This window comes from Bacillus sp. MM2020_4, from assembly GCF_011250555.1.
In the GTDB taxonomy this organism is placed as follows: Bacteria; Bacillota; Bacilli; order Bacillales; family Cytobacillaceae; genus Neobacillus.
On sequence record NZ_JAANMZ010000052.1, the window covers coordinates 21,676 to 29,319 of the forward strand.

Genomic DNA, 7,644 nt, shown 5'->3' on the forward strand with positions numbered 1-7,644 from the left:
CATTATAGGAATTTCTTTCAAATTCCAACAAAGGTCGACAATATTTCCTGAGAAATATGAAAAGCGCTAGGGCGCTGTAGCTGGACATTTCTCAAATTTCTATTTGATAAGTTTTTGACGATTGTATGAACTTATTCCACATTTATTGCTAATTATTCTTTGTTAACAATATAATTATAGTAATATCCTGTAATTTCGGACTTGACTGGCATTTATTTTTTCAAAAATCATTCGTACCTGTAAAGGTGGTTAGTTGTATGCAGTCGGTAAAAGAAATGCCCGTAACGTTGTCACATCTCTTTGACACGGTTCATCATATGAAAAAGATTGAAAAAGGATCTTTTCTGTTTCAGGAAGGTTCGCTTGCGGATGAATTGTATATCATGCAAAGCGGGATCCTGCAAATTAGTAAGATTATTCCTGACGGTAGAGAACTTACGTTAAGAATGTGCTCTAAAGGGGATTTTGTTGGTGAATTAAATTTATTCTCCCCTTCTTCTCGTTATTTATTAAGTGCCCGTGTCATTGAAAGTGGAGAAGTAGCCGTTATCATGAAAGATACCCTTGAGGAGAAACTCTCGCAAAATCTCCCACTTTCATTTGAATTCATAAAATGGATGAGTCTGCAATATCGGAAAACACAAACCAAGTTTCGTGATTTAGTTCTTCACGGCAAGAAGGGGGCCTTGTATTCAACCTTAATCCGAATTAGTAATAGTTATGGGGTTAAAACAAACAGAGGAATTTTAATCGAATTACCTTTGACAAATCAAGAACTGGCCAATTTCTGCGGCACCTCAAGAGAAGTCGTCAATCGACTTCTTAGCGAATTGCGAAAAGCCGGAATCATTTCCAGCGACAAAGGGTCAATTACTATTCACGACCTAGATTATTTAAAACGAGAAATCGATTGCGAGGAATGTCCGATTGAAATTTGTAAAGTTGACTAAAAAGAGAAACGAAAAAATCGGTCATTTTGACCGATTTTTTATTTTAAAGGATGTGTTGAATGGTGATTAAAATGAAGAAAATGGCTGAATTGATAATTTCGTAAATCCCAATTTGTTTAGGAGATAACTTTTTACCGTAAAAGATAATGGCTCGAAATAAACTAGGAATATAAGCAATTGCCGCAATCCAAAAGCCGGATGCAATCCATGCTATGACTAACAATAAGTGGTAAATCCAAGAAATCCATTTGAATGTGGTATTTTTCTTTTCTCTTATCATCGATTTCACGTAAAAAGTGCAGCCGATAAAAAAGAGCACGGATGTTAGAAAGGGGGAAATAATGGTTTCAAATCCAATAACGCCCTGTCCTAAAAAACTACTTGCCAAGCCTGCAATCGAAAAAACCAAAATGGCACTTATATCATTCATAAAGGCCCGGTCTTGATTTCTTGAAGTATAATATGCGTTTATCGTAAAAAACGGAATCATCAGAAGGCCAAAGAAAACAATTGAAGGCCTTTCTATGAGTGGTATCAGTAATAGCAATAAGGCTGGTATCATATAAATGAGCGTCCACTTTGTGTAAAAAGAGAGCTTTTTCTTTTTAAATAAAAGGAGCATCGGATAGGTTGCCAAATACAATAAAAGCCAGCCAAGAAAAAACGGAATATGCTGCCACAAAAATCCCCCATCCATCACACCTAGCCAAAAAGGGATGATCAACATTGCCCAAGCACCATGTTGTTTCGGTAAAAATAACTTCATCTCTTTCACTCCTTATTCCTACTTAGCAATACTATAAGATAGCAACAAGAATTAATAAGTGAAGAGCGTCACATGATCATGCAAAAAAGAAGGCTTTTGCCTTCTCTTTTCAATAATTTGTCACTCTTTATGGGCACGTTCCTCGATGAATTGCACTGTCCAACCAATTGCTGCTTCATCAGATATGTGAAAAAACGGCACATCCAATTTGGTAAATATAAGCTCCTTGATTTCTTCTTTCCAGTACACCACGGCTTGAACATTGTTGACTAGGTCTACTAAGGGTAAATCCTGTTTATCCCTTATCAATAAAAGCTTTGGATAATCTTCCAGTTTAAACCCTTCAACTAAAACGACATCTGGCTGAAAAAATCTCATCATTTTGATTTGTTCTTCAAGACCACATTTACATTGCTCTGCTTGTAGAATCAATCTGCCGTTTCCTTCAACAAGGGACGCAATCGCACCTGCTGTTAGATGTTTGGTAGAATCCTTTTGCACTGCCACATCCGGTTTGCCGCCATGTCCATGATGTTTTATGGTCACCGCTTTTAATCCACGGTTGGTCAGTGTTTCAATCAGTTTGGATGTAATTGTTGTTTTACCGCTATTTTGATAACCAACCACCTGAAAAATAATCGGTCTTACCACGGCCACTCACTACCAACCTGATCATCAAGTAATAGAACGTCTACCTCGCTGCCTGCTGCAAAACCTCTTGTGCCGCCGGGAAGAATCATTAATGAGTTTGCACCGGCAAGGCTCATGATGATGTTTGATTTGTCCAGACCGCTTGGGGTTGCTTTAAGTCTGCCATCCTCGATAAATGTAGAACTGCGAACAAACCTTGTAAATGGATTAGCTTTCAGAAAGTCGACCTCTAGTACAGCCTTTTCTTTCCTTAAATGCGGCTTTTTGGAAAAAAGCAGTGTTCTGATAATTGGTCGTGCAAACAATTCAAAGCCAACATAGCAAGCAGAAGGATTGCCAGAAAGGCCAAAGAGGATTTTCCCATTATATCCGGCAACTGTCGTTACACTTCCAGGGCGCATGGCTACTTTATTAAAGAATACTTCTGCACCCAGCTTTTCATATATGGCTGGCAGATAATCAAAATCACCAACGGATACTCCACCAGTGGTAATTAATAAATCCACTTTGTTTAATGCATTTTTTACCGCGTCAAAGCATGTATCAAATTCATCAGGGAGTTTTCCAAAATACTGAACCATGCCGCCCACTCTTTCGATTTGAGCCGCTATCATATGAGAATTGCTATTGCGAATTTTCCCAGGGACTAAGGCTTCTTCCACCTCTAATAGCTCTGTTCCGGTTGCAAATAATCCGACAACTGGTTTTTTGGCTACGGGTACATCCTTATAGCCAAAAGTAGCGAGCATGGCTTGGATACCTGGATTAATTAATATCCCTTTTTTTACTAACACTGCTCCTTCTTTTGCGTCCTCACCAGCAAATGAAACATTATCACCTTTGTTAAAACTTCGTTTAATCGACATAAAGGGGACGCCATTTTTTTCGTAGTCTTGTGCGACTTCGAACATGACAACTGCATCAGTTCCCTCAGGCATCATCGCTCCTGTCATAATACGAACAGCTTGATTTGGTCCGACAACCTTTATAGAAACCATTCCAGCACCAATATGATCAATCACTTCAAATTCGATGGGGTTTGACAGCGATGCCTCCCGTGTATCAATTGATCTAACGGCAAAGCCATCATACGGTGCCCTATCAAAATGAGGTACATCGCTGGTTGCTATTAAATCCTCTGATAAGAAACGGCCAAAACTCTCATTTATTGAAACATATTCTGTTACACCCTGTAATTGGTGTTCCATTATTTTTTCAACTGCTTCTCCAATCGGAATCGGTTTTCTTCTTTCTATCAACTTCATCAGCTCCTGCCTAAATCGGTTCAATTTTTAACTATGTATAAATAGTAAAGGGCTACTATTCATTATAAGTCTATAAAAACCTTGCAAACATATCAAATGTCACAAACTGAAAGAAAAAATGAAAAATTCATAGCAGATGTGTGATGCAGGTCACCTAATTAAGATTCATTTTCAATTATGATGAAGTCAGAACATAGCTACCATTAAAAATTTCAGGAGGCTTATACCATGACTTTTACCATTACCGAAAATTCATTAGTTAAAGATATTGTAAACGAATTACCAAAAACAAGTGACGTATTCAAAAAGAACCGTATCGATTTTTGCTGTGGCGGAAATATTCCGTTAACACAAGCAGTGGCACAAAACGGCCTTAATATGGACTCTCTCTTGGAGGAATTAAGGGATGTTTTTGCAAAATACGAAAACACTGAGAAAGATGTAGAGGTTTGGACTGATTCAGATTCAAACACCATCATCGATCATGTCATTACAAATTATCATCGTGTATCGGAAGAAGAATTAAAGAATCTCAGCCCCTATGTAACAAAGGTATCACGTGTACATGGCGACAACCATCCAGAACTATTAAAAGTGAATGAACTGTTTTATGAATTCAAAAAGGAATTAATTGAGCATATGGAAAAGGAAGAAGCCATTGTATTCCCGTTAATTAAACAGCTTGCTGATGGGACAGTTGAAGATCGTGAAGAAGCTATAAATATGATTGTTGAGCTTGAAAAGGAACACGACCATGCAGGCGAGATTTTAAGACAAATCCGTGAAGTAACATCAGACTTCGAACTTCCATTGGATGCTTGTGGTACGTACCGTTTAGTTTATGCACGCTTGGAAGCATTAGAAGGATTAACCTTCATGCACGTTCATCTTGAAAACAATATTTTATTCCCTCGTTATATTGCCTAATAATCAACAGCCAGCTAATCATAATAAAGGGTTTTGTTTTCAAGTACTTTCTTAAAAAAAAACACAAGAAAAGACGTATGAATTGGCATACGTCTTTTCTATATTGAAAATGCTGCTGATTCCCAACACCAGGAGCAAGAGAGTCCGCTCTTATCGGTTGGGGGATTAGGTTAAGCACCCAATCAGATAAATAGTCGGAAAAATTCCACTTAATTAGTAATTATTATTAAAAAAGGCTTAAACAGACGGAGAGATTCCTCCTATTTACTTGAAAAACGTGAAAATAAAGGATTTTGCTTTTCATAGTCGGAAAACCTCCCCTTATTTACCCCGAAACGAGCTCCGATCTGCATTTAACCGGAAAACCTCCGCTTACTTTTGCTGGTTAATCGATTAAGGATAAGACATCTTATTTAAATGGGCTTGAGTTTTATCTCAAAAATCCAAGAGTCTCTAATTTTGACGAATTATTGCGAACCATATCATAAGTAAATGAGGGTTTTAGACAAATGCCTCTACTTAAGGTTGGGGAGGCTAGAACGTATTAAGTTTTTTAGTGGAAATAGAAATGATAAGAATAGTATTGTCGAAAGATAAAGAAAATGGATTGACAAATGTATGAATTCTATTAAACTAAAAATAGTTCTACCCTCAATTCTTTCTCAAAATATTCTTTTTATCCTATCTACTCCGCAAGTCTTTATTTGTTATTTTCAATTCTACAATTGAAGCCACATTAAACCCCTTTTATCGCATTAATTCAAAAATCTGTTCGAAGTTCCAATGAATAAATAATGGAGATGATTCAGTCATGGCATCAAATATATGCAAAATTTGATATTAGAGGAAATTGAGGAAGAACAGTTTCTAAAACCTGGTAATGTTTGCCCACTGAATTTTGTTCAAATGCTAGACCGGATCTAGTTTATAAAGGGTGCTGTAAAAGACATGACCATTGAATAGGAGAAGGATGCTATGGGTTTTGAAGAAGAATACCAGGCCTTTTTGAATGCTCACTCGCACGTAAGAACCGGTGAACGGTTGCGGCACTTACAAGAAGGTCACAATCAGGCTGAAATGTTGTTTTTGAAGCAAGTATGGTGGCCTTTATTTTACCATTTCAAGTATCTTCATCCAGAATATGAAGTCGATGATTTCAAGGATGGCAAAAGGTATTTGGATTTTGCTTATATTCGTCCCGCCATCCGGATTTGCCTTGAGGTTGACGGGTATGGCCCTCATCTAAAGAACATAAGCAGATGGCAATTTTCTGACAACCTGGAACGCCAGAACCAATTGGTGATTGACGGATGGACCGTGATCCGCTTTTCTTATGACCAAGTGAACGAGAAACCTCGTCGATGCCAACAGATTGTTCAGCAAGTGATTGGCCAATGGTTAGGTAATGAACTGGACCAGACATCTCTGTCTCTTGCGGAAAAGGAAGTGCTTCGGCTAGCGATTCGAAAAGGAGAAACCATATCCCCTAAAGAGCTAGAGAAGTATTTGAAGCTAAGTGACAAGACGGTAAAAAAAGTACTTTCACAGCTAGTCGATAAAAAGCTGCTGATTCCCGCATCTGGGATCAAGAGAGTCCGCTCTTATCGTCTGGGGGATCAGGTTAAACACCCAATCAGATAAATAGTCGGAAAAATTCCACTTAATTAGTAATTATTATTAAAAAAGGCTTAAACAGACGGAGAGATTCCTCCTATTGACTTGAAAAACGTGAAAATGAGGGATTTTGCTTTTCATAGTCGGAAATCCTCCCCTTATTTACCCCGAAACGAGCTCCGATCTGCATCTAACCGGAAAATCTCAGCTTATTTTACTTTTGCTGGTTAATCGATAAAGGATAAGACATCTTATTTATATAGGCTTGAGTTTTATCTCAAAAATCCAAGAGTCCCTCTTTATGATGAATAATCACAAGCGGGCTTTTTTTTTGCAAAAAAAACCCCTCTTTAGAGAGGGGCTAGCCACCAATATAGGACATTTCAATCTTTTTACGTGTTTTGTGTGTCTCTGCAGTTCTTTCATCTGAATATCTGTCATCACGGCCATTCCAAATGGCTGTAATCCGCTCAGCTATTTGCTCATCAGTTGCTCCATTTCTCATAAAATTCCGGATGTCGTGGCCATTTCCGTTAAATAAACAGGTAAAAATCTGACCATTTGCCGACAGGCGTGAACGCGTGCAGCTGGAGCAGAATGATTCAGAAACGGATGTAATAAACCCAACATTCACGTCAGTATCTTTATAACGATAGAGTTTTGCTACTTCCCCATAATAAGCAGGGTCAACCGGTTCCATTTCGAAATGCTCTTTTAATAAATGATAAATCTGTTTTTTAGTAACAACATCATCCATCTTCCAACCGTTTGTTGCACCAACATCCATAAACTCGATATATCTGAGCTCTAAACCTTGATTTTTACAGTATTCTGCCATGGGGATGATTTCTGTATCATTTAACCCTTTTTTGACAACCATGTTGATTTTAACTCCAAGACCTGCTTGTTTTGCTGCTTCAATACCTTCCAATACAGGTCCGGTGCCTACACCGCGACCGTTAATTTGACCAAACAATTCATCATTTAACGTATCAAGGCTGACATTTACTCTTTTAAGACCCGCCGCTTTTAACTCAGTAGCAACTTTCGGAAGAAGAACTCCATTTGTTGTTAAGCCGATGTCACTTAGGCCTTCAATTGCAGAAAGTTTTTTGACAAGAATCGGCATATCCTTACGCATGAGGGGCTCACCGCCAGTTAAGCGGATTTTTTCTACACCTAAACGAACAAATATTTTTCCCAACCGTTCTATCTCTTCATAGGTCAATAAGGCACTTCTAGGTAGAAATTCAAAATCTGGGCCGAATTGTTCTGCTGGCATGCAATATTGACAGCGAAAATTACAGCGATCGATAACAGAAATTCTTAAGTCGCGTAATGGTCTACTTAATTTATCTTTAATAATGGTTTTTTCCATTCGTCTCAACTCCATTATTTTCAAAAGCTTTTTTATACTTAGTGTAACAAGAACTTACATAAAATACTGTTACTTTATTCACTACTTATATAC

The 7,644-nt window shown here is 37.9% G+C and carries 7 protein-coding genes; 3 read left to right on the plus strand and 4 right to left on the minus strand.

Features of this window, described 5'->3' with window-relative positions; translation table 11 throughout:
* Window positions 1–257 precede the first annotated feature (257 nt).
* Window positions 258–950, plus strand: a complete 693-nt coding sequence (locus tag G6554_RS21930) for a Crp/Fnr family transcriptional regulator (RefSeq protein WP_242637844.1) — start codon at window positions 258–260, stop codon at window positions 948–950.
* Window positions 951–993: 43 nt separating this feature from the next.
* Here the strand turns inward: G6554_RS21930 and G6554_RS21935 are convergent, their stop codons facing one another.
* The 3 genes from G6554_RS21935 to G6554_RS21945 form a co-directional block, all read right to left on the minus strand.
* The gene (locus G6554_RS21935; RefSeq protein ID WP_166245848.1) at window positions 994–1,716 is read right to left on the minus strand and encodes a YwiC-like family protein; all 723 of its coding nucleotides are present in this window, start codon (window positions 1,714–1,716) and stop codon (window positions 994–996) included.
* Between the two features lie 120 nt (window positions 1,717–1,836).
* Window positions 1,837–2,373 (minus strand): molybdopterin-guanine dinucleotide biosynthesis protein B, encoded by a 537-nt coding sequence (gene mobB / locus G6554_RS21940; RefSeq protein WP_166245850.1) that lies wholly within the window; start codon window positions 2,371–2,373, stop codon window positions 1,837–1,839.
* On the minus strand, window positions 2,361–3,626 hold the full coding sequence (locus tag G6554_RS21945; protein WP_166245852.1) for a molybdopterin molybdotransferase MoeA: 1,266 nt from the start codon (window positions 3,624–3,626) through the stop codon (window positions 2,361–2,363). The genes mobB and G6554_RS21945 overlap by 13 nt, the downstream gene beginning before the upstream one ends.
* A gap of 234 nt (window positions 3,627–3,860) precedes the next feature.
* Here G6554_RS21945 and ric point away from each other — a divergent pair, with 234 nt between their 5' ends.
* Both ric and G6554_RS21955 read left to right on the plus strand, forming a co-directional pair.
* Window positions 3,861–4,559, plus strand: coding sequence for an iron-sulfur cluster repair di-iron protein (gene ric / locus G6554_RS21950; RefSeq protein ID WP_166245854.1), 699 nt, complete (start codon window positions 3,861–3,863; stop codon window positions 4,557–4,559).
* Between the two features lie 975 nt (window positions 4,560–5,534).
* A complete protein-coding gene (locus G6554_RS21955) occupies window positions 5,535–6,200 on the plus strand; it encodes a MarR family transcriptional regulator (RefSeq protein ID WP_166245856.1) in 666 nt (221 codons plus the stop codon).
* 334 nt (window positions 6,201–6,534) lie between these two features.
* On the opposite strand, the gene moaA is transcribed toward G6554_RS21955, so the two are convergent.
* Entirely contained in the window at window positions 6,535–7,551 is a 1,017-nt protein-coding gene (gene moaA / locus G6554_RS21960) for a GTP 3',8-cyclase MoaA (RefSeq protein WP_242637845.1), read from the minus strand.
* Window positions 7,552–7,644: the final 93 nt, after the last annotated feature.

Excerpts from the sequence above, each read along its gene's own strand:
- G6554_RS21930 (WP_242637844.1), top strand. The coding sequence starts at position 258 with ATGCAGTCGGTAAAAGAAATGCCCGTAACGTTGTCACATCTCTTTGAC.
- G6554_RS21935 (WP_166245848.1), bottom strand. The coding sequence starts at position 1,716 with ATGAAGTTATTTTTACCGAAACAACATGGTGCTTGGGCAATGTTGATC.
- ric (WP_166245854.1), top strand. The coding sequence starts at position 3,861 with ATGACTTTTACCATTACCGAAAATTCATTAGTTAAAGATATTGTAAAC.
- G6554_RS21955 (WP_166245856.1), top strand. The coding sequence starts at position 5,535 with ATGGGTTTTGAAGAAGAATACCAGGCCTTTTTGAATGCTCACTCGCAC.
- moaA (WP_242637845.1), bottom strand. The coding sequence starts at position 7,551 with ATGGAAAAAACCATTATTAAAGATAAATTAAGTAGACCATTACGCGAC.